The organism is Pseudonocardia benzenivorans CB1190 (genome assembly GCF_000196675.2).
GTDB lineage: Bacteria > Actinomycetota > Actinomycetes > Mycobacteriales > Pseudonocardiaceae > Pseudonocardia > Pseudonocardia benzenivorans.
This window is the reverse complement of sequence record NC_015312.1, coordinates 2683808-2705761: the sequence shown is the minus strand read 5'-3', so window position 1 is coordinate 2705761 and position 21954 is coordinate 2683808. Positions and strand designations below refer to the sequence as shown.

The 21954-nt window shown below is 72.0% G+C and carries 18 protein-coding genes and 1 riboswitch; of the genes, 11 read left to right on the top strand and 7 right to left on the bottom strand.

The window, feature by feature from the left end; genetic code table 11:
* Window positions 1–20: 20 nt before the first annotated feature.
* The 3 genes from PSED_RS12905 to PSED_RS12895 are packed head-to-tail and all read right to left on the bottom strand — an operon-like array spanning window position 21 to window position 2361.
* A complete protein-coding gene (locus PSED_RS12905) occupies window positions 21–947 on the bottom strand; it encodes a beta-keto acid cleavage family enzyme (RefSeq protein WP_013674684.1) in 927 nt (308 codons plus the stop codon).
* Complete coding sequence (locus PSED_RS12900) at window positions 944–1744, bottom strand: SDR family NAD(P)-dependent oxidoreductase (RefSeq protein ID WP_013674683.1); 801 nt, start codon at window positions 1742–1744, stop codon at window positions 944–946. The genes PSED_RS12905 and PSED_RS12900 overlap by 4 nt, the downstream gene beginning before the upstream one ends.
* Window positions 1741–2361 carry a carboxymuconolactone decarboxylase family protein gene (locus tag PSED_RS12895; protein ID WP_013674682.1) on the bottom strand — a complete coding sequence of 207 codons (621 nt, stop codon included), beginning with the start codon at window positions 2359–2361 and terminating at the stop codon, window positions 1741–1743. Before PSED_RS12895 ends, PSED_RS12900 begins: the two co-directional genes overlap by 4 nt.
* 228 nt (window positions 2362–2589) lie before the next feature.
* Between PSED_RS12895 and PSED_RS12890 the strand changes: the two genes are divergently transcribed.
* The 6 genes from PSED_RS12890 to PSED_RS12865 all read left to right on the top strand — a co-directional run bounded on the left by PSED_RS12890 (window position 2590) and on the right by PSED_RS12865 (window position 12306).
* Window positions 2590–4440: an ABC transporter ATP-binding protein gene (locus tag PSED_RS12890; protein ID WP_013674681.1), complete on the top strand. Its 1851-nt coding sequence runs from the start codon at window positions 2590–2592 to the stop codon at window positions 4438–4440.
* A gap of 557 nt (window positions 4441–4997) precedes the next feature.
* Window positions 4998–5086: riboswitch (glycine riboswitch) on the top strand.
* A 151-nt stretch (window positions 5087–5237) separates the two neighbouring features.
* Window positions 5238–8081: an aminomethyl-transferring glycine dehydrogenase gene (gene gcvP, locus PSED_RS12885; protein WP_013674680.1), complete on the top strand. Its 2844-nt coding sequence runs from the start codon at window positions 5238–5240 to the stop codon at window positions 8079–8081.
* Complete coding sequence (gene gcvT / locus PSED_RS12880) at window positions 8078–9190, top strand: glycine cleavage system aminomethyltransferase GcvT (RefSeq protein ID WP_013674679.1); 1113 nt, start codon at window positions 8078–8080, stop codon at window positions 9188–9190. Before gcvP ends, gcvT begins: the two co-directional genes overlap by 4 nt.
* A gap of 33 nt (window positions 9191–9223) precedes the next feature.
* Window positions 9224–9622 (top strand): glycine cleavage system protein GcvH, encoded by a 399-nt coding sequence (gene gcvH / locus PSED_RS12875; protein WP_013674678.1) that lies wholly within the window; start codon window positions 9224–9226, stop codon window positions 9620–9622.
* 5 nt (window positions 9623–9627) lie between these two features.
* Window positions 9628–10917 (top strand): serine hydroxymethyltransferase, encoded by a 1290-nt coding sequence (glyA, locus tag PSED_RS12870; protein ID WP_013674677.1) that lies wholly within the window; start codon window positions 9628–9630, stop codon window positions 10915–10917.
* Between the two features lie 6 nt (window positions 10918–10923).
* Entirely contained in the window at window positions 10924–12306 is a 1383-nt protein-coding gene (locus PSED_RS12865; protein ID WP_013674676.1) for an L-serine ammonia-lyase, read from the top strand.
* 20 nt (window positions 12307–12326) lie between these two features.
* Here PSED_RS12865 and PSED_RS12860 read toward each other — a convergent pair whose 3' ends face one another.
* On the bottom strand, window positions 12327–13028 hold the full coding sequence (locus PSED_RS12860; RefSeq protein WP_202946372.1) for a FadR/GntR family transcriptional regulator: 702 nt from the start codon (window positions 13026–13028) through the stop codon (window positions 12327–12329).
* Window positions 13029–13398: 370 nt separating this feature from the next.
* On the opposite strand from PSED_RS12860, the gene PSED_RS12855 reads away from it, so the two are divergent.
* From PSED_RS12855 to PSED_RS12840, 4 genes are read left to right on the top strand one after another with little or no spacing between them, the layout of a single operon-like run.
* The gene (locus tag PSED_RS12855) at window positions 13399–13875 is read left to right on the top strand and encodes a DUF1097 domain-containing protein (RefSeq protein WP_013674674.1); all 477 of its coding nucleotides are present in this window, start codon (window positions 13399–13401) and stop codon (window positions 13873–13875) included.
* A gap of 50 nt (window positions 13876–13925) precedes the next feature.
* A complete protein-coding gene (locus PSED_RS12850) occupies window positions 13926–15359 on the top strand; it encodes a glutamine synthetase family protein (RefSeq protein ID WP_013674673.1) in 1434 nt (477 codons plus the stop codon).
* A 1-nt stretch (window position 15360) separates the two neighbouring features.
* On the top strand, window positions 15361–16410 hold the full coding sequence (locus tag PSED_RS12845) for a carbon-nitrogen hydrolase family protein (RefSeq protein WP_013674672.1): 1050 nt from the start codon (window positions 15361–15363) through the stop codon (window positions 16408–16410).
* Entirely contained in the window at window positions 16403–17116 is a 714-nt protein-coding gene (locus PSED_RS12840; RefSeq protein ID WP_013674671.1) for a type 1 glutamine amidotransferase, read from the top strand. Before PSED_RS12845 ends, PSED_RS12840 begins: the two co-directional genes overlap by 8 nt.
* Window positions 17117–17241: 125 nt before the next feature.
* Here the strand turns inward: PSED_RS12840 and PSED_RS12835 are convergent, their stop codons facing one another.
* A complete protein-coding gene (locus tag PSED_RS12835) occupies window positions 17242–17508 on the bottom strand; it encodes a hypothetical protein (RefSeq protein WP_013674670.1) in 267 nt (88 codons plus the stop codon).
* A gap of 204 nt (window positions 17509–17712) precedes the next feature.
* Between PSED_RS12835 and PSED_RS12830 the strand changes: the two genes are divergently transcribed.
* On the top strand, window positions 17713–18948 hold the full coding sequence (locus tag PSED_RS12830) for a dipeptidase (RefSeq protein WP_013674669.1): 1236 nt from the start codon (window positions 17713–17715) through the stop codon (window positions 18946–18948).
* Between the two features lie 93 nt (window positions 18949–19041).
* On the opposite strand, the gene PSED_RS12825 is transcribed toward PSED_RS12830, so the two are convergent.
* Together PSED_RS12825 and PSED_RS12820 are read right to left on the bottom strand one after the other, a co-directional pair.
* Window positions 19042–20403 (bottom strand): phenylacetate--CoA ligase family protein, encoded by a 1362-nt coding sequence (locus PSED_RS12825; RefSeq protein WP_013674668.1) that lies wholly within the window; start codon window positions 20401–20403, stop codon window positions 19042–19044.
* Between the two features lie 8 nt (window positions 20404–20411).
* Window positions 20412–21953, bottom strand: a complete 1542-nt coding sequence (locus PSED_RS12820; protein WP_013674667.1) for a class I adenylate-forming enzyme family protein — start codon at window positions 21951–21953, stop codon at window positions 20412–20414.
* Window position 21954: the final 1 nt, after the last annotated feature.

Sequence of the window (21954 nt, the reverse complement as noted above, 5' to 3'; positions counted from 1 at the left end):
CTTCAGGGGTGCGACAGGGTTCAAGGGTGCGACAGGGCCGCGGCTCCGGGGCGTGCGGGCAGCGGGCGCATCCCCAGGAGCTCACGGGCCTGCGCCGGGGTCGCGACCGGCCGGCCGATCGTCTCCGCCAGCGCCACCACCTTCGCCACCAGCTCACCGTTGTGCGGGGTGCCGAAGCGGGCGTAGTCGTGGTCCCCCAGCCCGATCGCGACGTGCCCGCCCAGCACGATCGCCGCTGCGGCGAGCGGGAGCACGTCGCCGCCGTAACACATCAGCTGCCACGGCTCCCCCGGCGGCAGCTCCGCGACCATCGCCTGCAGCGCCAGCAGGTTCGTCCCCGCGCCCGACGGCCGGGAGTCGCCGGTGAACACGAGCTCCCAGAACGTCGGTGCCTGGGCGAGCCCCATCTCCCGGAAGCACTTCGCCGTGCGGATCTGGCCGATGTCCCAGACGACCGTCGTCAGGTAGGTGTCGATGTCGTCGAGGATCCGCAGCACGGCCTCGATGTCGTTGCGGCTGTTGACGTACACCCCGTCGCCGGGGGTGAACCGCTGCCCGTCCCAGGTGTCGATGTTGAGCGACCCGAAGTCGACGGCGGCGGCGTCGAAGCGCAGCCACGGGTCGTCGGCCAGGGCGCGGAGGTGCTTGACCCGGTCCTCCACGCCGGTCTGGCTGATGTAGCCCAGCGTCGGCTTGGTGATCAGGTCGGTCGCGCCGCGGATGCCCTCGCTGGCCGCCCGGTAGGTCTCGACGCTGTTGTCCGGGCCGCCCGTGTCAGGGTCGCGGCCGTGCCAGTGGATGATCGCCGCTCCCGCGTCGTGGGCGCGGACGGCCTCGCGGACGATCTCCTCGGTCGAGTACGGCAGGTGCGGGTTGGCCCCGCGCATCGTCGACTCGTTGCAGCGGACCTCGATGAACAGCGGGCTGTCGGTCATCGCCGGGGTCACGACTTCGTCTCCGGCACACCCGGCCGCGGCAGGACGTCGATGAGCATCTGCATCATCCCGCCGTCGACCTCGAGGTTCTGGGCGTTGACGAAGCTCGACGCGTCCGAGAGCAGGAACGCGATCACGGCGGCCACCTCGGACGGGTCCCCGATGCGCCGGCTCGCGATCATCTCCAGCCGGCGACGCAGGGCGTCGGGGTCGGAGTTGAACTTCTCCGACATCGGGGTGCGCATGATCCCGGGGCTCACGCAGTTGCTGCGCACCCCCCGCGGGCCCCACTCGACGGCGAGCTGGCGGGCGAACATGATCGCGGCGGCCTTGCTCGGCGCGTACGCGCCCGCCCGGGCCTCGGGCACGGTCCCCGCGACCGAGCTGATCGTCACGATGCTGCCGGCGCGCTGTGCGAGCATCGGCGGGCCGAAGTGCTTGGCGCCCAGGAAGAGCCCGCGCGCGTTGACGGCCATGACCCGGTCCCACTCGGCGACGTCGAGGTCCTCGATCGGCGTCCAGCTGATGACGCCCGCGTTGGCGACCAGCCCGTGCACCGTCCCGAAGCGCGCGACGGTCGCGGCGGCGGCCGCGGCCATCTGGTCCTCGTCGGCGACGTCGGCCTCGACGGCCAGCGCCGCGTCCCCGATCTCGCCGGCGACGCGCTTCGCCGCGGCCCCGTCGACGTCGAGGACGACGACCGACGCGCCCAGCCCGGCACAGACGTGTGCCGTGGACTCCCCCAGTCCCTGACCCGCCCCGGTCACGACGACGACGCGGCCGGTGAGGTCGATCTGCGCTGCGCTCATGCCTTTGCTCCCCCGATGAGGACGGCGTCGTCCTCGCCGTCGGTGCTCCACGGTGTGACCACCGCTCCCGATGCCGACCGGAACCGTTCCGGCAGCTCGTCGACCATGTGCAGGGCCATCGACAGCCGGCCGTAGCCGACGAACGCGGCGACGTTCATCCCGATCTCGACGACCTCCGCCTCGGAGAAGTGCGCGCGCAGGTCGGCGATCGCGGCGTCGTCGATGGCGAGGTGGTTGGTCGCCAGGAGGTCGGCGAAGCGCAGGGCGGCGCGTTCGGCGTCGGTGAGGTCGGGCGCGGCGGTCGGGTCGTCGGGGCTCGCCAGCTGGCAGACCAGGTTCTCGTCGACGCCCTCGGCCGCGCCGTCGGCATAGCGCACGGCCATGCAGCTGCGGCACTGGTTGTGGAACGCCACCCGCAGCCGCAGCAGCTCGACCAGCCGCCGCGACAGCAGGCCGGGCCGGCGCAGCTCGGCCATGTAGGTGGCGTAGGCGCGGGCCAGCTCGGGGCGGTGTGCGTAGAACCGCAGGTTGCCCAGCTCGAGCGGGGTCCGCGACTCCGCCAGGTCGCGCAGGTCCTCGGGGAACTCCTCGGCGGACAACATCCGGATCCGAGCCACGCGGTGCCTCCTCGTCGCGTCTCGCTTCAGTCCTCGTCGACTGAATGACTGATAACGATGACCCTAGACTCCACCGTTCGTCGTGTACACCGTGCCGGGCGCCGACGTCGCGGTCCGTTCGGCGCCGTCCGGCACCCGGCCGCGACGTCGTCGTGAAACTCGGTGGACCCGGCCGCGCCGGAAGCGGAGGATTTCCGGTTCCCCCATCCACCGTCTGTGAGGAGACCTGTGTCCGCTCCGGCCGAAGCACGCCCCGCGGCAGCGCCCGCACCACCGACCGGCATCCCCGCCGGGCCGGAGGTCCGGTCGCGCCGTGCGGCTGCGCTGCGCCTGGCCACCCGAATCTATGGACGCGAGCTCGCTCGCCACAAGTTGCTCACCGGCTCCGCGCTCCTGCTGCCGGCGATGGGCAACATCGCACTGTCCTACCTCCCGCCGCTGGCCGTCGCGGCCCTGGTCGACAAGCTCGCCGCGGGCGAGGCCTTCACCACGGCGACCGTGCTGCCGCTGGTGCTCGGCTTCTTCGCGTCGCTGCTCGTCGGCCAGGCGTTCTGGCGCGTCGGTGTCCACTGCCTCAACCGGGCCGACGCCGGGGGCATCGAGCACCTCTACGTCGACGGCATGGACGCGCTGCTGGCCAGGGACGCGGCGTTCTTCCACGAGAACTTCTCCGGGTCGCTGACCAAGCGCGTGCTGAGCTTCGCGTCGCAGTACGAGGACTTCGTCGACACCCTGGCCTTCCAGATCGTGGCGCAGCTGCTGCCGCTGACGTTCGCGTCGGTGGTGCTCTGGCGCTACGACCCGTGGCTGGTCGTGGTGCTGGTGGGCATGATCGTCGTGACCGCGGTCGTCGTCGTGCCGCTGATCCGGCGCCGGCAGGCGCTCGTCGACGCCCGCGAGGTGTCGTGGACGCGGCTGTCCGGGCACGTCGCCGACACCCTGACCAACATGGACGCGGTGCGCGCCTACGCCTCCGAGCTGCGCGAGGCCGCCGAGCACCGGCGGCGGGTGGCCGAGCACAAGCGGCTGACGCTGCGCGCCTGGGACTACAACAACCTGCGGATCGACACCCTGGTCGCGCCGATGTCGGTGCTCACCAACGTCGCCGGCCTGGTGCTGGCGCTGCTGGTGGCGCTGCGCGAGGGCGGTCCTGGAGTCGGCGCGGTCGTCGTGACGGTCGCGTACTTCACCCAGACCACCCGGATCCTGTTCGAGTTCAACCAGACCTACCGGCACCTCGAACGGTCGCTGACCGAGGCCGCCCAGTTCGCCGAGCTGCTGCTCGACGATCCGACGGTGGTCGACGACCCCGATCCGGAACCGGTCGCGGGCGGGCCCGCGGGCGTGACCTTCGACCGCGTCCGGTTCACCCACGCCGGCCAGGACGCGCCGCTGTTCGACGGGCTCGACCTGGTGGTCGCACCCGGGGAGCGGGTGGGGCTCGTCGGCCGTTCCGGCGGCGGCAAGACGACGATCGCGCGGCTGCTGCTGCGGCTGATGGACGTGCAGGGCGGCCGGATCCTGGTCGGCGGGCAGGACGTCACGCGGCTGTCGCAGGCCGACCTGCGCGGACTGATCGCGTCGGTGCCGCAGGACCCGGTGATGTTCCACCGCACGCTGCGGGAGAACATCGCGTTCGGCCGCCCGGACGCGACCGACCGGGAGATCCACGACGCGGCCCGCGCGGCGCACGTGCTGGAGTTCGTCGAGGGACTCCCCGACGGGTTCGACACGCTCGTCGGCGAGCGCGGCGTGAAGCTCTCCGGCGGGCAGCGGCAGCGGGTCGCGATCGCGCGGGCGATCCTGCGCGACGCGCCGATCCTGCTGCTCGACGAGGCGACGAGTGCGCTGGACTCGGAGAGCGAGGCCTTGATCCAGCAGGCGCTGTGGCGGCTGATGGAGGGCCGGACCGCGATCGCGGTCGCACACCGGCTGAGCACCGTCGCAGGCATGGACCGGCTGATCGTGCTCGACCAGGGCCGTGTGGTCGAGGAGGGCACGCACGCCGAGCTCCTCGCGCGCGGCGGCGGCTACGCGCGGCTGTGGGAGCGGCAGTCCGGCGGCTTCCTGTCCGAATGAGGCGGTCCCGGCCCGGGCGGCGCGGCGCGCTCCCCGGGCCGGTGTCGTCGGACCGGACGTCGCCGGACAGGGGTGTCGCCGGGCCGGGTGTCGTTGCCCTGTCTGCCCCGGCTGTCGCCGCGGTGTCGGTCGGCATGGCGATCATCTGACCGTCGGGCACGGGGCGGCAGCCGAGAGGGGGCGTCGCGGAAAGGGCCAGGAAGGCGGGGACGGCCGCGGGCGAATGCCCACGGGCAGCGCGATAACCCGCTGCGGGTGATACATGCGTTGCAGGTGCAATTTTCGACCATCCGGGGTGCTCGGTAGAAACCTGTCCACGACAATTCACCGGGACAATTCACCGGATGCGCGACGCGCCGCGCGGGTAGGACGCAGCGGTGGTGGCCGACGGTCACGCATGATGTCGGAGCTGAGCCCGACGCCGCCCGTTCGGGTCCCTGCGTACACAGGGCTGACCTGCCTGGACCGGCGTTCGAGTGCCCGCTCTGGGGGCACGCTCTTGCCGGGTTTCCGCCGAGTGTGCGTATAGTGTGCGCCACAGAACTGCATACGCTGCTCGAATCACAGCGGGAGATCTGGTCCGTTCCAGAGCCGTAGGAGCAATCCTCCCCGGGAATCTCTCAGGCTGCCGTACCGCTGTGACGAGGCAACTCTGGAAAGCGTTCCTCCCGGAATCCCGGGTGGACCACCGACGGGGCAAGTGGGGTCACCCTCACGAAATCTCTCAGGTCCGAAGACAGAGCGGGGAGACGGTGCACGACAGGTGCCATCTGTCCCCCCGACCTCGGAGTGAGCGTATGTCGATCTTCGCCGACCGTCACATCGGTCCCGACCCCGACGCCGAGCAGAAGATGCTCGAGGTGGTCGGTCACGCCGACCTGGATTCGCTCGTCGACGCCGCCGTGCCGCAGGGCATCCGCGCGTCCCAGTCGCTGAAGCTGCCGGCTGCGCTGAGCGAGCAGGACGCCCTCGCGGCCCTTGACGGCATCGCCGGGCGCAACCGCACCATGGTGCAGATGATCGGCCTGGGCCACAGCGACACGGTCACCCCGCCGGTGTTGCGCCGCAACATGTTGGAGTCGCCCGCCTGGTACACGGCCTACACGCCGTACCAGCCGGAGATCTCCCAGGGCCGCCTCGAGGCGCTGATCAACTTCCAGACCATGGTCGAGGACCTCACCGCCCTCCCGGTCGCCGGCGCGTCGCTGCTCGACGAGGCCACCGCCGTCGTCGAGGCCGTGCTGCTGATGAACCGCGCGAACAAGGCCGCCCCGGCCGGCGCGCGGATCGTCGTCGACTCCGAGACCCTGCCGCAGACGCTGTCGGTCCTGCACACCCGGACCGAGCCGGTCGGCATCCCGGTCGACGTCGTCGACCTCTCCAGCCCCGAGGCGCTCGCCTCGCTGGCCGAGGGCGACGTGTTCGGAATCGTCCTGCAGGCCCCCGGCGCCTCCGGCGTCGTCCGTGACCTGCGCCCGATCATCGCGGCGGCCAAGGACAAGGGCGCGCTCATCACCGTCTCCGCCGATCTGCTGTCGCTGACCCTGCTCACCCCGCCCGGCGAGCTCGGTGCGGACATCGCGGTGGGCTCGACCCAGCGCTTCGGCGTCCCGCTGTTCTTCGGCGGCCCGCACGCCGGCTACATGTCCGTCCGCAGTGGACTCGAGCGGATGCTGCCCGGCCGCCTCGTCGGTGTCTCGCAGGACGCCGCGGGCCGCCCCGGCTACCACCTGGCGCTGCAGACCCGTGAGCAGCACATCCGTCGCGAGAAGGCGACGAGCAACATCTGCACCGCACAGGCGCTGCTGGCCAACGTCGCGTCGATGTACGCCGTCTACCACGGCCCCGAGGGCCTGCGGGAGATCGCGGAGCGCGTCCACGCGCACGCCGCCGCGGTCGCCGCCGGTCTGCGCGCCGCGGGCGTCGAGGTCGTGCACGGCGAGTTCTTCGACACCGTCACCGCGAAGGTCCCCGGCCGCGCGCTCGCGGTCGTCGAGGCCGCCGCCGCCGACGGGATCAACCTGCGTCACATCGACTCCGACCACGTCGCGGTCGCCTGCGACGAGGTCACCACCGACGCGATCGTCGCCCGCGTGCTCACCGCGTTCGGCGCCTCGGCCGTCGCGGACGCGGCGGCCGCGCTGCCCGCCTCGGAGAAACGCACCAGCCCGTACCTGTCGCACCCGGTCTTCTCGGCGCACCGCTCCGAGACCTCGATGCTGCGCTACCTGCGGCTGCTGTCCGACCGCGACCTCGCGCTCGACCGCACGATGATCCCGCTCGGCTCCTGCACCATGAAGCTGAACGCGACCGCTGAGATGGAGCCGATCAGCAAGCCCGGCTTCGCCTCGCTGCACCCGTTCGCCCCGGCCGACCAGACCCGCGGCTACGCCGAGCTGACCGACACGCTCGAGAACTGGCTCGCCGAGATCACCGGCTACGCCAAGGTGTCGCTGCAGCCCAACGCCGGCTCGCAGGGTGAGCTCGCCGGTCTGCTCGCGATCCGCGACTACCACCGCAGCCGTGGCGACGACCAGCGCACCGTCTGCGTCATCCCGTCGTCGGCGCACGGCACCAACGCCGCGTCGGCCGTCCTCGCCGGCATGAGCGTCGTCGTCGTGGCCACCGCGCCCGACGGCAGCATCGAGCTCGACGACCTGCGCGCCAAGCTCGAGGCCAACAGCGGCCGCATCGCCGCGATCATGCTGACCTACCCGTCGACGCACGGCGTCTACGAGACCGAGGTCCGCACCGTCTGCGAGCTGGTCCACGCCGAGGGCGGCCAGGTCTACATCGACGGCGCCAACCTCAACGCGCTCGTCGGGCTGGCCAAGCCGGGCGAGTTCGGCGGCGACGTCTCGCACCTGAACCTGCACAAGACGTTCTGCATCCCGCACGGTGGTGGCGGCCCCGGCGTCGGCCCGGTCGCGGTGCGCTCGCACCTCGCGCCGTTCCTGCCCGGTGACCCGCTCGATCCGAAGCGCGGCGCCGTCTCCGCGGCCGCGTACGGCTCGGCCGGCATCCTGCCGATCACCTACGCCTACATCGCGATGATGGGCCCGGACGGCCTCACGAAGGCGACCGCGTCGGCCGTCCTGTCGGCCAACTACCTGGCGCGGCGCCTCGACGAGCACTACCCCGTGCTCTACACCGGCCCGGGCGGGCTGGTCGCGCACGAGTGCATCCTCGACCTGCGCGCGATCACCAAGCAGACCGGCGTCACCGCCGAGGACGTCGCCAAGCGCCTCATCGACTACGGCTTCCACGCGCCGACGCTGTCGTTCCCCGTCGCGGGCACGCTGATGATCGAGCCGACGGAGTCGGAGTCGCTGGCCGAGATCGACCGCTTCATCGACGCGATGATCGCCATCAAGGGCGAGATCGACAAGGTCGACGACGGCACCTGGCCGCTCGAGGACAGCCCGCTGCGCAACGCGCCGCACACCGCCGACGTGGTCCTCGTCGAGAACTGGACCCGTCCGTACACCCGTGAGCAAGCGGTGTTCCCGGTTCCCGAGCTGCGCCGCGCGAAGTACTGGCCGCCGATCGGCCGCATCGACGGCGCCAAGGGCGACCGCAACCTGGTCTGCTCCTGCCCCTTGCCCGAGGCCTTCGCCGCCCCTGCCCTGGAGACGTCATGACCGCGAACGACGACCTCGTCCGCACCCCGCTGGACGCCGAGCACGAGCGCCTGGGAGCGACGTTCACCGACTTCGCCGGTTGGCGGATGCCGGTCCGCTACGACAGCGACCTCGCCGAGCACCACGCCGTCCGCAACTCGGCCGGCCTGTTCGACCTGTCCCACATGGGCGAGGTGGAGTTCGTCGGCCCGCAGGCCGCCGAGGCGCTCGACCACGCGCTCGCCGGGAAGCTGTCGGCGGTGCAGGTCGGCCGCGCCAAGTACTCGCTGCTCTGCGCGCCCGACGGCGGCGTGCTCGACGACCTCGTCGTCTACCGCCTCGCCGACGACCGCTTCCTCGTCGTCGTCAACGCGTCCAACGCCGCGCAGGACGCCGCCGAGCTGATCTCGCGCGCCAAGGGTTTCGATGTCGACGTCACCGACCGCGCAGCCGAGACCGCGCTGATCGCCGTGCAGGGCCCGCGCTCGCCCGACGTGCTGCGCAGCGCCGAGCCCGGCGTCGCGTCGATCCTCGAGGGCCTGCGCTACTACGCGTCGGAGCCCGCGACGATCGGCGGCATCGACGTCCTGCTGGCCCGCACCGGTTACACCGGTGAGGACGGTTTCGAGCTCTACGTCCCCGACGAACACGCGCCGGCCCTGTGGAACACCCTGCTCGCCGCGGGGGGACAGCACGCACTGCACCCCGCAGGCCTCGCCTGCCGCGACACCCTGCGGCTGGAGGCCGGGATGGCCCTCTACGGCCACGAGCTCACCGCCGAGACCAACCCGTTCGCCGCCGGGCTGCGCCGCGTCGTCGCCCTCGACAAGGAGTTCGTCGGTCGCGACACGCTCGCCGCTCTGGCCGAGGACGAGCCCGCCCGGGTCCTCGCCGGCCTCACCGGCACTGGCCGCCGCGCGGGCCGGGCGGGGGCGACGGTGCTCGGCGCGGACGACGCGCCCGTCGGCGTCGTCACCTCCGGTGTCCTGTCCCCCACGCTGGGCGTGCCGATCGCGCTGGCCTACATCGACCGCGGGCTGTCGGAGGTGGGCACCGAGCTACGCGTCGACGTCCGCGGCCGCAGCCAGCCCTACACCGTCTCGTCTCTGCCCTTCTACCAGCGCGCCTGAACCGTCCGGCATCAGTCCCGAGAGGACCCCCCGATGACTTCTCCCGATCTCGTCCCCGCGAACCTCAGCTACACCTCCGACCACGAGTGGATCGCCGTCGAGCCGGGCGCCACCGCGTCCGGCGAGGTCCGGGTCGGCCTGTCTGCCGTCGCCACCGAGGCGCTCGGCGAGATCGTGTTCGTCGACCTGCCGGCCGTCGGCACCGAGCTGACCGCGGGCGAGGCCTGTGGCGAGATCGAGTCGACCAAGTCCGTCTCCGAGCTGGTCAGCCCGGCCGACGGCACGGTCGTCTCGGTCAACGAGGCGCTCGCCGACAACCCCGCGCTCGTGGGCGAGGACCCCTACGGCGAGGGCTGGCTGTTCACCGTCGAGGTCGCGTCGCTGGGCGAGGTCCTCGATGCGGCCGCATACCGCGCCCGGAACGAGGGGTGACCGACGTGTCCGAGACCGTCCTCGACCAGCCCCTCGCGGAGTTCGACCCCGAGGTTGCCGCGCTGATCGGCCGCGAGCTCTCCCGCCAGCAGGACGGGCTGGAAATGATCGCATCGGAGAACCACGCCCCGCTCGCGGTGATGCAGGCCCAAGGGTCGGTCCTGACCAACAAGTACGCCGAGGGGTACCCGGGTCGCCGGTACTACGGCGGCTGCGAGTTCGTCGACGAGATCGAGACGCTCGCGCTGGACCGCGTCAAGACCCTGTTCGGCGCCGGGTTCGCCAACGTGCAGCCGCACTCCGGCGCGCAGGCCAACGCGGCAGCCATGCAGGCCCTGATCAAGCCGGGCGACACCATCCTCGGGCTTTCGCTGGCCCACGGCGGGCACTTGACCCACGGCATGCGGATCAACTTCTCCGGCCTGCTCTACGACGTCGCCGCCTACGAGGTCTCCCCGTACGACTTCCGGATCGACCTGGACGAGGTCGCGCGGCTGGCCGAGGAGCACCGACCCCAGCTGATCATCGCGGGCTGGTCTGCCTACCCGCGGCACCTGGACTTCGCCCGGTTCCGCGAGATCGCCGACGAGGCCGGCGCCTACCTCATGGTGGACATGGCGCACTTCGCCGGGCTCGTCGCCACCAAACTCCACCCCTCACCGGTGCCGCACGCGCACGTCACGACGTCGACAACACACAAGACCCTCGGCGGACCGCGCGGTGGCCTCATCCTCACCAACGACCCCGCGATCGCCAAGAGGATCAACTCGGCGGTGTTCCCCGGACAGCAGGGCGGGCCGCTCGAACACGTCATCGCCGCCAAGGCGGCCGCGTTCAAGATGGCTGCCACCGCGGAGTTCGCCGACCGCCAGCGGCGCACACTCGAGGGCGCGCGCATCCTGGCCGAGCGGCTCACCCGCCCCGACGTCGCCGAGGCAGGTATCGGCGTCGTCAGCGGCGGCACCGACGTCCATCTCGTGCTGGTCGACCTGGGTGCCGAAGGCATGGACGGCCGCCAGGCCGAGGACCGGCTCGCGGCAGTCGAGATCACCGTGAACCGCAACGCGGTGCCGTTCGACACCCGCCCGCCGATGGTGACGTCCGGCTTGCGGATCGGGTCAGCCGCGCTCGCCACCCGCGGGTTCGGCACCGAGGCGTTCACAGCAGTCGCCGACGTGATCGCCCGCGCCCTGCTGCTGCCCGCCGACCTCCCCGTCCACGACGAGGCGATCAGCGGGTTGCGCGACCAGGTCCGGTCGCTCGCCCGTGCCCACCCGCTCTACCCAGCGGGGTGAGCAGCGATGACGGTGAGCGTCTTCGAGCTGTTCTCGATCGGTATCGGGCCGTCGAGCTCGCACACGGTCGGTCCGATGCGGGCCGGCGCCCGGTTCGCCGAGGAGCTGTGCGCGGACGGTGTGCTCGACGAGGTCGCGGAGCTCGAGGTGGTGCTCTACGGCTCGCTTGCCGCGACCGGCGCCGGGCACGGCACGCTCCCGGCGGTGCTGCTCGGCTTGGAGGGACGCCATCCCGAGCGGATCAGCGGTGACCGGGTCCGGACCCGAGCCGCGGAGATCGCCGACTGCGGGCACATCCGGCTCGGCGGCGTCCGCGAGGTGCCGCAGCGGATCGACGACATCGTGCTGCGGCCCCACACCGTTCTGCCCGAACACCCCAACGGTCTGACCCTCACCGTCCGCAACGGTGCAGGCACGACCCTGCGCGAGAAGACCTACTTCTCGGTCGGCGGCGGTTTCGTCGTCGAGAATGACGAGGTCGACGTGGCCACCGTCGACGACGGGCCCGGCAGCCCGTTCCGGACGGCGCAGGAGCTGCTCGAACGCTGCGCCGACTCGGGCTCCTCCATCAGCGACGTCATGCTCGCCTTCGAGTGCCGGTCGCGATCCGAGGCTGACGTGCGGAAGGGCCTCCTCGAGATCCGCGACGTCATGTGGGAGTGCGTGGGCCGGGGCATCACGCAGGACGGTGAGTTGCCCGGCGGCTTGTCCGTGGAGCGGCGCGCCCGCAGCTGGTACGAGCGGCTGCGCATCGAGGACCCGCAGCGCGAGCCCGCCTACGCCCTCGACTGGGTCAACCTCGTCGCGATGGCGGTGAACGAGGAGAACGCGGCCGGTGGGCGCATCGTCACGGCGCCGACGAACGGCGCCGCGGGGATCGTCCCAGCGGTGCTGCACTACGCGACGCACTACACCCCACTGGGTCCGAGCGACCCTGATGAGACGGCCGTGTGCTTCCTGCTCACGGCCGGCGCCATCGGCTCGCTCTACAAGGAACGCGCGTCGATATCCGGTGCGGAGGTGGGGTGTCAGGGCGAGGTCGGGTCGGCGGCGTCGATGGCGGCGGCCGGGCTCGCGGAGGTGCTCGGCGGCACGCCCGCCCAGGTGGAGAACGCCGCCGAGATCGCCATGGAGCACAGCCTCGGACTGACGTGCGACCCGATCGGCGGGCTCGTCCAGATCCCCTGCATCGAGCGCAACGCCATCTCCGCAGGTAAGGCGGTCAACGCCGCCCGGATGGCGCTGCGTGGCGACGGCCGACACCGCGTCTCGCTCGACCAGGTCATCACGACGATGCGCGAGACGGGCCGAGACATGAGCGACAAGTACAAGGAGACCTCGCGCGGCGGGCTGGCGCTCACCATCCCGGTGAACGTCGTCGAGTGCTGAAGGACCCGGCCGCGGCGCGGTCAGCGGCCGGGGCTGATCTCCTTGACCTGGCCCTCCATGACGAGCGAGTCGGTCGTGCTCACCAGGTGGTCGAGCATCGCGTCGGCGGCGCCCGGGGCGTCGCCTGCGCGGATCGCGTCATAGATGCGCCGGTGGTCCGCGAGCGAGGTGGCCGGCTGACCGCTGCGCGTCAGCGACGTCGCCGACGTCCGATCGAGGGCCTGGCGCATGCTTTCGAGCAGCCGGATCAGGATCGGGTTGTGTGACGCCGTCGCGATGCCGAGGTGGAACCGCCGGTCGCCGACCAGGCCCGGCTCGCCGGCGTCGACCTCCCGTGCCATGTCGTCGAGCGCCGTACCGAGCTCGGCGAGATCCTCGGCCGTCGCCCGGTGCGCGGCGAGCCGAGCGCACTGCGTCTCCAGGGCCTGGCGCGTCTCCCAGATCGCGGGGTGGTCGAGGTGGGTCTCGACGAGCTCGGCGGCCAGTGACGAGATCAGGTCCTCGGGCTTGCGGACGAGGTAGATGCCGTCGCCGTGGCGCACCTCGACCTCGCCGCGGGCGCGCAGCGCGGTGATCGCCTCGCGGATCGAGGAGCGCCCGACCGAGAGCTGGCGCGCGAGGTCCCGCTCGGTCATCAGCCGGTCGCCGGGCTGGAGCTGGTTGATGTCGATGAACTCGCGGAGACGGTCGCTGACCTGCTCGTACAGCGGCCTGCGGTCCACGGGTCGGATGGGCGAGATACCCCGTCGGTCCTCACTCATGACAACCCCCACGACGGCGATCCGACCGCCTCGAACGCGGTGGTCTGCTGGTCTGAGCATACGCGGACGACGGTGCGTCCCCGTCCCGCGCCTACGACGCGACGACGCCCGTGGGCGCGGAGCAGCAGGCGCGGACGGTTCCGGTACGTCGAGCCATCGGGGCTGGTCAGGGCCCGTGTGAACGGGATGTCACGGGCACGATACCGACGATGAGACGGTTGACACATCGTCCCCCCGACGCCAAACTGGTCTGACCACCTGATGACCCTGCCAAGCGATGCGATGGTGGATTTTCTCCCTCCCCTGCACGACGACAGCGAGGAGATGTGACGTGCGCGCATTGACGGCCACCGGTCTCACGGTGGGTGTGCTCGCCGGCCTTTGGATCTGGGTGAGCGGAATGGTCGGCCTCCCGCCGTGGGTGGCCGTGATCGCCTGGGCCGGCTTCTTCGCGGCCGGCGGCAAGGCCGCCGGCGTGGTGAAGATGGGCCTGTCCGGGCTGGTCGGCGTGGTGTGGGGCTGGCTCGCCGTCCTCGGCGCCGGCCTGCTCGCCGGGTGGACGGGTGCGCTGCCCGTCGCGGTCGCCGTGATCGCCTTCCTGATGTGCGTCCAGGCCAACTGGGTGCACCTGTCGTTCATCCCTGGCGCCTTCATCGGTGCCGCGTGCCTGTTCGGCAACGAGCTCAACGTCTGGACGACCGCGATCTGCATCGTGGTCGGCGTCGCCCTCGGCTATGTTTCCGAGTGGTCGGCCGCTGCGATCACCAAGAAGGAGCCGGCGCCATCCGCGTCGCCGGCGCAGGCCTGATTTCTTCCTTCTCGAATTGGTCTGACCACCCGACCTGTAAGGAGTAGTCGATGGGTTCCACCTTCATCCAGCGCCACGGCTTGTGGACCGCTGAGCAGCAGGAACAGGCCGACCGTATCGCGGCCCAGGTCACCGAGCAGGGCCTGCGCCAGGTCCGCGTGGCCTGGGGCGACCAGCACGGCATCCTGCGCGGCAAGACGCTCGAGGCCGGTCACTTCCAGTCCGTGCTGCGCAACGGCAAGGACTTCCAGACCGCGACCCTGATCTTCGACACCACCAACAACCCCGCCGTACCGCCCTTCGCGGCCGACGGCTTCGGCGACCCGCGCATGACGGGCCTGCCCGACGGCGTCCTCGTGCCCGACCCGTCGACGTTCCGCGTGCTGCCGTGGCTGGACCGGACCGGCTGGGTGCTCTGCAACCTGCACTACCGCTCCGGCGAGGTCGTCCCCTTCGACACCCGCGGCATCCTGCAGTCACAGCTGTCCCAGCTCTCGAATGAGGGGTACGGCTTCGTCGCCGGCATCGAGCTCGAGTTCTACATCACCAAGCTCGAGGACCCGTGCCTGTCGTTCGAGTCCAGCGGCTACCCGCCCGATCCGCCGCGGGTCACCGCCGTCTCGCACGGCTTCCAGTACCTCACCGAGAACCGCGGCGACGAGATCACCGGGATCCTCGACATCCTGCGCGACAACGTCGTGGCCCTCGGCCTGCCGCTCGCCACCATCGAAGACGAGTGGGGCCCCGGTCAGACCGAGTTCACGTTCGACGTGATGGAGGGCCTGCGAGCCGCCGACTCCGCGATCCTGCTGCGCAGCGCCATCAAGCAGCTCTGCCGTCGCAACGGCTACCACGCGACGTTCATGTCCCGGCCCGCCCTGCCGAACGCCTTCTCCAGCGGCTGGCACCTGCACCAGTCGTTGAGCAGCGCCGACGTCGAGAACACCTTCGCGGGCGGTGCCGACGAGGTCCTCTCCGACACCGGGCGGCATTGGATGGGAGGCCTGCTCGAGCACGCCCGCTCGTGCTCGCTGCTCAGCACCCCGACCGTCAACGGCTACAAGCGCTACCTGCCCGACTCCTTCGCCCCGGACCGCATCGCATGGGCCGAGGAGAACCGCGGCGCGCTCGTCCGTGTCGCCGGCGGCCGCGGCGACGAGAACACCCACCTCGAGAACCGCGTCGGCGAGCCCGCGGCCAACCCCTACCTGTACCTCGCGTCGCAGGTCATCTCGGGTCGCGACGGCCTGCGCAACAAGCTCGACCCCGGCCCCTCGGCCGACGAGCCGTATCTGACCGAGGCCGAGCGTCTCCCGGGCTCGCTCGAGGAGGCGGTGCAGCTCTTCACCTCCAGCAGCCTGCTCCGCGCCGAGCTCGGGGACCCGTTCGTCGAGTACCTGTCGACGGTCAAGGGCAGCGAGGTCAAGCGCTTCAACGCCGCGGTGACCGACTGGGAGCAGCGCGAGTACTTCGAGGTCTACTGACGTGATCGACGACGCCGGCGCGGGAGTACCGGAACTTCGTGTCCTGGCCGCCTCCCGCCTCCCGGACCCGGACCCGCGATCGACCCTCACGGTCGCGGCCGCCCAGCTCGGCGGACGGTGGCTCGATGTCGGCGCGCGCATGAAGCGCCTCGCGGAGGCGGCCCACGTGGCCGCCTCCGCGGGGGTCCAGATGCTCGCCTTCCCCGAGACCTACCTGTCCGGTTATCCGTTCTGGCTCACCCGCACGCACGGCGCCAACTTCGACGACGCCGCCCAGAAGGAGTGCTATGCCTACTACCTCGACTCCGCGATCGAGGTCGGCGGGCCGGAGCAGCGCGAACTCGAGGCGCTCGCGACCGACCTCGGCCTGACTCTCTTCGTCGGCGTCACGGAGCGCGGTCGCGGGCCGGCCAGCGGTTCGACCTACTGCACGCTCCTGGCGATCAGGCCCGGCGACGGGCTCGTCGGCCACCACCGCAAGCTCGTGCCGACCTACGACGAGCGCCTCGTCTGGGCCCAGGGCGACGGCGCCGGCCTGCGGACCCACGCCGTCGGCCCGGCGCGGGTCGGCGGGCTGAACTGCTGGGAGAACTGGATGCCCCAGGCGCGACACGCCCTCTACGCAGACGGCGAGCAGGTACACGTCGGGACGTGGCCGGGCGCGAGCTCGATCAACGCCGACATCACCCGCTTCACCGCGCAGGAGGGCCGCGTCTTCGCCGTCTCGGCGTCGGGCATCCTCACCCTCGACGACGTCCCGGAGGACTTCCCATTGTTCCGTGAGCTGCGCGAGAACTCGTCGGAGATGCCGTTCGACGGCGGTTCCGGGATCGCGGCGCCGGACGGGACCTGGCTGGTCGAGCCCGTGACCGGGGAGGAGGGCGTCATCGTGGCGGACCTCGACCTGCGAGCCGTCGGCCGCGAGCGGCTGACGTTCGACCCGACCGGCCACTACAGCCGGCCCGACATCTTCTCCGTCACCGTCGACCGGACGCGACGGGAAGCAGCGCGGTTCGTCGACACGAAGGAGTGCGAGGCGAGCCGTGACTGACCGCGCATCGAGTCGGGACACGATCCTCGTCATCCAGCACCAGGACGACGCCGGCCCTGGCAACCTCGGGGAGTGGCTGACCGCCAACTCCCTGTCGTGGGAGCTGGTCGACGCGTCGACCGACGGTCTGGGTGTGCCGCAACGGTTTCGCGCGCTCGTCGTCCTCGGCAGCCGGGAGGCCGCGTACGACGAGAGCGTCCCGTGGCTCTCGGCGGAGAAGGAGTTCGTCCGCGAGACGATGGCGCTGGGCACCCCGGTGTTCGGCATCTGCTTCGGCGCCCAGCTCCTCGCGGGTCTGCTGGGCGGGACCGTGCAGCAGGCGGCGACGATCGAGCGCGGCTGGATCCCCATCGCCCCGTGCGTCGACGCGTCCCCGGACGACCCGGCCGATGACTGGGCCGACCTCGTCGACGCGACGTGGTTCGAGTGGCACGGCGACGAGATCACCGCGCCGGGGACGGCGTCGGTCATCGCGCGCGGTAGCTGCGTCCAGGCGTTCCGCCAGGACGGCCACCTGGGTGTGCAGTTCCATCCCGAGGTGACCGAGACGCAACTCGTCCAGTGGATGGACAGCGACCGGCGGCTTCGGCTGCTCGTCGAGGCAGGCGGGGAGCGGGCAGAGCTGCTCGCCGACACGGCGAAGCAGCTGCCCGATGCGATCGCCGCTGCACATCGCCTGTATGCCCGGTTCTTCGGGGTGGGCTGACGAGGGAGGCCGTGCCGGCCCACGACCGAGCGCCTGAGCGGGTCGGTAGCCGCCGAGCCCGAGCTCGCGACGATCGACACCCTGAACCCTTCGTCTGCACCGCGGCCCGGCCGGGGGTCCCTCGATCAGATCTCGATACGGAGGCTCGGGTTGAACGCGAGGATCGCTGCGACCACCGCCTCCTTCTCGGTCCGAGCACGAACGAGGTGGGCCCATCCGTCCGGGGTCTCGACGACGGTGGGCGTGTTCCGCCCCGACACGAAAGCCGAAGGGCGCACCTGTCGTACGGCGTGGGCGCGGGTGCGCAGCTCGCCCAGCGGGCGCCGGATCACCACGGTGCCGTCCACGCCAACGGACACCGTGGTCGCGATGTGCCACAGCTGCCAGCCCATGATCGAGGCGACGGCGAGCAGTATCGCCGCGGGCAGGAGCAGGACCGACCACGTCGCGTCAGGCGGCGGCCCCAGCCCACGCGAAGTGGAGAGCAGCTTCGAGGTCGCCGCGGCGACCCGGGTCGGTGTCCGGCTCGCGCGGCCGCTGTGGGACGGTCGTCGGGAGAGCCGGCGGTGGCGCCGGCACCGGACCGGGGACGGCGGATGACGGACGTGGCGACCGGCGCACCCGGGTCAGCCGTCGAGGCGCTGGTCGCGGCGGTGCTGCGCGCCGTGCCGGTCGTCGACGGGCACAACGACCTCGCGTCCGCGCTGCGGGCCACCACCGGCTACGCCGTCGACGGCCTCGACGGGCCCTGCCCCGAGCTGCACACCGACCTCCCGCGGCTGCGCGCCGGCGGTGTCGGCGCGCAGTTCTGGTCGGCCTACGTGCCCTCGTCGCTGCCCGAGCCCGAGGCCGTCGTCGCCACGCTCGAACAGATCGACGCCGTGTACCGGATGGTCGAACGGCACCGCAGGACGCTCGCGATCGCCTACACCGCCGAGATGGTCCGCGCGGCGTGGCGCGAGGGTCGCATCGCCTCCCTGATCGGACTGGAGGGCGGCCACAGCATCGCCTCGTCCCCGGGCGTGCTGCGCGCGCTCGCGCGCCTCGGTGTCCGGTACATGACGTTGACGCACAACGACAACACGCCTTGGGCCGACTCGGCGACCGACGAGCCCGGCGTCGGCGGGCTCGACGACACGGGCCGCGCCGTCGTCGCCGAGATGACCCGCCTCGGCATCCTCGTCGACCTCTCCCACGTCGCGGCGACGACCATGCACGCCGCGCTCGACGTCGCGACCGCACCCGTGCTGTTCAGCCACTCGTCGGCACGGGCGCTGTGCGACCATCCGCGCAACGTCGCCGACGACGTGCTGGCCCGCGTCCCCGGCAACGGCGGCGTCGTGCAGGTGACGTTCGTGCCGTACTTCCTCTCCGCCGAGGTCGACGCCTGGGACCGGGCGGCCGACGCCGAACGCGCGCGGCTGGGCGTGCCGGACTCGCTGTCGTGGTGGCCGCGCGCGCCGCGGCCCGGCGAGTCGGCCGCCGACGTCGCCGCCGAGTACCGCGCCGCGACGAAGGGCACCGTCCACGCCGGGTTCGCCGACTGGCTCGCCCGCAACCCCCGCCCGCCCGTCACCGTGGCCCGGGTCGCCGACCACGTCGAGCACGTGCGCGAGGTGGCGGGCGTCGAGCACGTCGGGATCGGCGGGGACTACGACGGCGTCGACATCCAGCCCGTCGGTCTCGAGGACGTCTCCGGCTACCCGCGGCTGCTCGCCGAGCTCGCCCGCCGCGGCTGGTCGCAACCGGACCTCGAGGCCTTGACCGGGCGCAACGTCCTGCGCGTGCTGCACGAGGCCGAGTGCGTCGCCACGGCCCCCCTCTGGCCGTGAGCGGCGATGGTCGCCATGGCGACCATCGCCGCTCACGACATCCGCGGCGTACCGCCGGCCGCAGGGTGCGGCGACGCAGCCGTCGTGCGCCGCTCAGCGTTCGTCGACGACCCGGCGGGCCTTGAACGTCGTCTCCGGCAGGGTGCCCGGCGCGAGCAGCGTGACGCCTGCCCGGATGCCCAGGACCCGCAGCAGCGCCTCCTCGGTGCGGGCGCGCAGGGCGTCGTCGGCGGGCTCCGCCTCGGCCTCGACGGTCAGCTCGTCCAGCGCCCCACGCTTGTGGACCCGGATGCGGAACTCCGGGCCCAGCTCCGGGACGCTGCGCAACGCGGTCTCCACCGCGCTGGGGAACACGTTGGCGCCCCGGATGACGAGCATGTCGTCGAGCCGGCCGAGCACGCCCTCGGGCAGCCGCGGGTAGGTGCGCCCGCACGGGCAGGGGTCCGTCGCCAGGTACGTCTCGTCGCCGGGCGCGAACCGGATCATCGGTTGGGAGTCCCGCCAGAGGTGGGTGTAGACGACAGCGCCGCGCCGGCCGGCCGGGATCGGCACGTTGGGGTCGGTGCCGTCGACGACCTCGGTGTAGACCTCGTCGGTGTAGAGGTGGGTGCCCGTGCCGGCCTCGCAGCCGACGCTCGTCTGGAACGGGTACATCTCCGAGGTCGAACCGGCGTCGGCGACGACGGCGTCCCAGCCCTGCTCGATGATCGCGCGGGTGCCCGGCAGCGAGCCGCCCGGCTCCCCGCCGACGAGCAGGTGCCGGACCGTCGAGGCGCGCAGGTCGACGCCGAGGTTCTCGGCCACCGACAACAGATGGATGCAGTACGACGGCGTCGCGCTGAACACCGTCGAGCCCAGTCGCTCGATGAGCTCGAGGTGCCGCTGCGAGTCGGTGACGCCGAGCGGGAAGAGCGTGGCGCCGATCCGCTCCGCGCCCTGCACGACACCCCAGCCGCCGAAGAACAGCCCGAACGGGAAGCCCACCTGGACGATGTCGTCCGGCCGCACACCGGCGCACCACTGCGCCATCGCGTGCACCTCGCCCGCGCGCTCCCAGTCGGTCTTCGAGACCGCGTACATCGTCGGCGTGCCCGACGTCCCCGACGAGCCGTGGATGCGCGCGATGCCGCCGGGCGGCAGGGCACGGGCGTAGCTGCCGAACGGCGGATGCTCGGCCTGGTCGGCGACGAGCATCTTCTTCGTGATCACCGGGACCTTCGTCGTGAAGTCCTCGAGCGAGCGCACCTGGTCGGGGTGGAAGCCGTGGGCCTGCCAGTGCCGCCGGTAGAACGGCAGCTCGGCCCACGCGTAGGCGAGCTGGTGGTGGATCCGGTCGAGGATCAGCGCGTCGCGCTTCGCGGGGTCGAGGGTCTCGCGCTCCTCGTCCCAGAACCGCGGGTAGCCGCGGGCGTCCGTGGAGGTCGATCTCGGGGCGACCGAGCGGGGTTGCGACACTGGGGCTCCTATCCGATCGCGCGGTCCCGGCCCGCCCAGTGCGGGGCCCGCAGGACCTTCTTATCGATCTTGCCGAACGGGGTCTCCGGCAGGGCGTCGACGATCTCGACGGTCTTCGGGCGGGCGTAGCCGGCGAGCTCGCCGCGGGCCCATTCCAGCAGTGCGGCGGCGTCGAACCCCGGGCCGGGCACGACGACGGCGTGCACGGCCTCGCCCCAGTCGTCGTGCGGCACGCCGATGACGGCGACGCGGGCGACCGCGGGGTGCCTGACCAGCGTGTCCTCGACCTCGCGGCAGTAGACGTTCATGCCACCGGAGATGACCATGTCCGACGTGCGGTCGCGCAGGTGGAGGTAGCCGTCGTCGTCGAGGAACCCGACGTCGCCGGTGCGGATCCACCCGCCGGGCAGGAACTTCGCGGCGGTGGCCCCGGGGTCGTCGAGGTAGCACTCCAGCGTGTACGGCGAGCGCAGGCAGATCTCCCCGGTCTCGCCCGCGGGCAGTGGGGCACCGGCGTCGGACACGACCTGCACGTCCGCGTCGATCGAGGCCTGCCCGGCCGAGCCGAGGCGGTCGGGCCGGGCGGGGTCGTGGTCGGACTTGGCGAGGCGGGTGCCCCAGTTCGGGCACTCGGTCTGTCCGTAGAGCTGCACGAACACCGGCCCGAACACCTCCAGCGCGGCGGCGAGGCGGCTCGGCGCGATGGGTGCTGCACCATAGACGACGGTCCGCAGCACGTGGGCCGCCGATCCGCCGGCGGCGTCGAGGAGCCGGTAGATCATCGTCGGCACCAGGAAGGTCCAGGTGATCCCGTTGTCGCGCAACTGGTGCAGCACAGACGACGCGTCGAAGCCGGACTCGATCACCGACGTCGCGCCGCGGATCAGCGCACTCTGGGCGAACAGCCCGGCGGCGTGGGCGAGCGGGGTGGTGAGCAGCAGCCGGTCGTCGGCGGTGATCTCCGCTTCGAGCAGCTGCGCCCGGTGCACCGCGACCGCCGACGCCTGCGTGTGGACGACGCCCTTCGGCAGCCCGGTCGTGCCGCCGGTGAAGTAGATCGCGGCCCGGTCACCTGCGCCGATACCGGGATCGGGCGGCGCCGGGGCCAGTCCGGGTGGCGGCCGTCCGGGTGGCGGTGAGGGGACGAGGACCTCGTCGCGCGCGCGGGGCCGCCCTCCCCCGTCGTCGACGACCAGCGACGGTACGCCGGCCGTCGTGGGCAGGCTCGTACCCCGGACGACCACGCGGGCCTTCGACGCGCGCAGCACGTGCTCGACCGTCGACGGTGGCAGCAACGGGTTGACCGGCACCTTCACCGCGCCGAGCCGGGCCACCGCGACGTCGGCGACCAGGAACTCGACGCAGTTGCCCATGTGCAGTGCGACGGCGTCGCCCGCGCGCACGCCGTGGTCGGCGAGCTGCACGGCGACGGCCGCCGACCAGCGGTCGACGTCGTGGTACGTCCATCGCCGGCCGGCGTGCTCCACCGCGACCCGCGCCCGGTACCGCCGGAGCGCGTGGTCGAACTCCTCACGCAGAGTCGTGCGCACC